The organism is Deltaproteobacteria bacterium GWA2_45_12, assembly GCA_001797365.1.
GTDB lineage: Bacteria > UBA10199 > UBA10199 > UBA10199 > UBA10199 > UBA10199.
The window spans coordinates 1-2352 of sequence record MGPH01000021.1; the positions used below are offsets into that span (position 1 = coordinate 1).

2 protein-coding genes and 1 pseudogene (1 of these 3 only partly in view) are annotated in these 2352 nt (G+C 44.8%); all 3 read left to right on the forward strand.

What is annotated here, in order from left to right; genetic code table 11:
* Window positions 1-134 precede the first annotated feature (134 nt).
* On the forward strand, window positions 135-473 hold the full coding sequence (locus A2048_05125) for a transcriptional regulator (GenBank protein OGP09811.1): 339 nt from the start codon (window positions 135-137) through the stop codon (window positions 471-473).
* An 80-nt stretch (window positions 474-553) separates the two neighbouring features.
* The gene (locus A2048_05130; protein OGP09849.1) at window positions 554-1963 is read left to right on the forward strand and encodes a type I glutamate--ammonia ligase; all 1410 of its coding nucleotides are present in this window, start codon (window positions 554-556) and stop codon (window positions 1961-1963) included.
* 42 nt (window positions 1964-2005) lie between these two features.
* Window positions 2006-2352: pseudogene (locus A2048_05135) on the forward strand (hypothetical protein); it runs 109 nt beyond the window's last position.

Sequence of the window (2352 nt, forward strand, 5' to 3'; positions counted from 1 at the left end):
ATTCTAACGTAGAACAGCTAAGATTATTTGATCTGAAACCTATAGCTCGGCGGAGCCGAGCTTGATACCCCGTGGCTTGCCACGGGGTTCTTCATTGGTCTTAAAAAATTTAGTGGGGGAAAAATTAAAATAACATGAAAAAGATTGAATCCATCATCAAGCCTTTTAAACTTGACGAAGTCAAAGAAGCCCTCACCCAACTTGGGGTCAAGGGAATGACTCTTTCTGAAGTAAAAGGTTTTGGTCGGCAAAAAGGGCACACAGAACTTTATCGTGGGGCCGAGTACATTGTCGATTTTTTACCCAAAATCAAAATTGAAATTGTTGCCAAGGATGAAGATGTTTCCAAAATAGTGGAAACAATCCAGGAAACAGCCAAAACAGGCAGTATCGGTGATGGCAAAATTTTTGTAACGCCGGTGGAAGCGGTGATCCGTATTCGTACCGGAGAACAGGGCGAAACCGCCGTTTAGTTTTTGTTGGGTGGGAACAAGGGTTTTTTTTGGGGCCTTTTTCTCCCTTATTTATTAACAAACCAAAAATGGGAGTTTTTATGAAAACAGCAAAAGATGTCGTTGCCTTTGCAAAAGAAAATAAATGCAGGGCTGTTGACCTTAAATTTGTCGATCTTTTGGGTCAATGGCAGCATTACACCATTTCAATGAGTGAATTTGGCGAAGACTTATTCACCGATGGAAATGGTTTGGATGGTTCTTCCATTCGTGGTTGGAAAGCCATTAACGAATCGGACATGCTTTTAATGCCCGACCCAACAACAGCCAAAATCGATCCATTTTGTGCGGAACCCACTTTGTCCCTTATTGGGAATGTGGTGGATCCTTTAAGCCGTGAGTCTTATGCGCGTGATCCCCGTGCTTTGGCCCAGAATGCTGAAAACTATCTTAAGTCAACGGGTATCGGCGATGTTGCCTACTTTGGTCCTGAAGCAGAATTTTTTATTTTTGACAATGTTCGCTTCGATCAAAAAGCCCACGAAGGTTATTACCACATCGATTCGGAGGAAGGTATTTGGAACGCGGGTAAGCCCGAAAATAAAGGATATCGTCCTCGTCATAAGGAAGGTTATTTCCCTGTGTCCCCTGTCGATAGCCAGCAAGACATTCGTACCGAGATGATCTTGGAAATGGAAAAAGTTGGGATCCAGGTTGAAAAGCAGCATCACGAAGTGGCCACAGCAGGCCAGGCTGAAATTGATGTCCGCTTTAATTCGATGGTGAACATGGCCGATACCATGATGTGGTTTAAATATATTGTGAAAAACGTGGCCAACCGTCATGGCAAAACGGCCACCTTCATGCCCAAACCCATGTTTGGGGATAATGGTTCGGGGATGCACACCCACCAATCCATCTGGAAAGATGGCAAACCTTTGTTTGCCGGTGATAAGTATGCCGGTTTTTCCCAAATGGGCCTTTGGTATATTGGAGGCATTCTTAAGCATGCCCCAGCCTTGGTGGCCATTACCAATCCCACGACCAATTCGTATCGTCGTTTGGTCCCCGGGTATGAAGCTCCTATCAAGCTCGCTTATTCATCCCGCAACCGTTCGGCTGCGGTGCGTATTCCCATGTATTCCAACTCACCCAAGGCCAAGCGTTTGGAATTCCGTACGCCGGATCCAACCTGCAATCCCTACTTGGGATTTGCAGCCATGCTTATGGCCGGTCTTGACGGTATTCAGAACAAAATTGATCCCGGTGCGCCCCTGGATAAAAACATCTATGGTCTTTCACCGGAAGAACTGGCTGAAATTCCGTCGATTCCTTGTTCGTTGGAAGAATCGCTTGCTAACCTCAAAAAAGACCATGCCTGGCTCTTAAAGGGTGGGGTTTTCACTGAGGATCTTATCGAAACATGGATCGATTACAAAATGATCACGGAGGTGAGCGCGATGCGTTTGCGTCCCACACCTTACGAGTTCTTCATGTATTACGATTGTTAAAAATCGATATTCTGTAGGGACAATCCTAGGATTGTCCCTACCATGATTCTAAAAACCCCTTTGGAAAAATCCAAAGGGGTTTTTTATTTGTCTTGTGTTGATTTTGGCGCTAATGACTTCCGGGTGAAAATACGATTTCTTTTTTTCATTCTTCTTTTTCTTTTCTGTGTTTCCTGCACTTCTGATTTGTCTGAAGATTCTTCAGATGCCCCCACTGTTCTTTTTGTTTCTCCCAATATTCTGGTAAATGATGAAATAACAGCTCCAGCAGGGGCCACTGTTGTTGTGGTTAACAATGATTCGGTCTCACACACAGTGACAAGCCAGAGTGCCCAGGATGCGTTTGACGATACGGGTGATTTTGATGTGGAAGTGGTTGCAGGGCAGGC